Source organism: Porcipelethomonas ammoniilytica (assembly GCF_025567485.1).
GTDB classification, from domain to species: domain Bacteria; phylum Bacillota; class Clostridia; order Oscillospirales; family Ruminococcaceae; genus Porcipelethomonas; species Porcipelethomonas ammoniilytica.
This window is the reverse complement of record NZ_JAOQKH010000083.1, coordinates 1-980: the sequence shown is the minus strand read 5'-3', so window position 1 is coordinate 980 and position 980 is coordinate 1. Positions and strand designations below refer to the sequence as shown.

The 980-nt window shown below is 45.3% G+C and carries 1 protein-coding gene; it reads left to right on the top strand.

Annotated elements, in window-relative coordinates:
• Positions 1-64 precede the first annotated feature (64 nt).
• On the top strand, positions 65-980 hold a 916-nt coding region (locus OCV67_RS13360; protein WP_317235038.1), incomplete at its 3' end, for a phage tail tape measure protein.

Genomic DNA, 980 nt, shown 5'->3' with positions numbered 1-980 from the left:
ACTTAAAAAAATCGGCGAAGCGTTTCTTGATTGAAGTAATTCAGCGGCACAGTTTGAGGCAAGTATTGCAAAGGTTTCAACAATTGCCGATACAAGTCAGGTTTCCTTGAGTACTATAGAATCAGATATTATGGCTCTTTCACGTTCCACCGGACAAGGTGCAGGCGATTTGACAGAAGCTTCGTATCAGGCAATTTCAGCCAGTGTCGATACTGCCTATGCCGTTAAGTTCGTTGATGAAGCCAATAAGCTTGCTGTGGGCGGTTTTACTCAACAGGCAACAGCGGCGGACGTACTGACAACGGCTATAAACGCTTACGGGTTAGCTGTATCAGAAGCGACACAAGTGTCAGATATGCTGATAACAACTCAGAATCTCGGTAAAACAACAGTTGACGAACTTGCTCAGAACATGGGGCGTGTTATTCCTCTTGCAGCGGCATATAACGTTGAAATGGATAATCTTTCTACTGGTTATGCTATTCTCACAAAAAACGGTATTGCCACGGCAGAGTCAACGACATATTTAAAATCCATGCTGAATGAACTCGGTGATACAGGAAGTGCGGTTGCCGGAGTTTTACAGGAGCAGACAGGACAGTCTTTTGCACAGCTTACAGAAAGCGGTTATTCACTGGGTGATGTACTGACTGTCATCGGAGACAGCGTAAACGGAGATACCACGGCATTTAATAACCTTTGGGGAAGTCAGGAAGCCGGAATCGGTGCGTTGGCTTTGTTTAATGCAGGAGCGGCAGAGTTTAACAGCACTCTGGGCAAAATGCAGGATTCGGCTGGAGCGACTGAAAAAGCGTACATGACTATGACCAATACCACGGAACACGCTCAGAAGAGAATGCAGAACGCTTTCGGCAATCTTGGTATTACAATAGGTTCGCAGTTGAATCCGGTTATTTCAGATTTGTATAACGGTGTTGCTGATGTTGTAGACGGGTTCTCGGAATTTACCGATGAACATC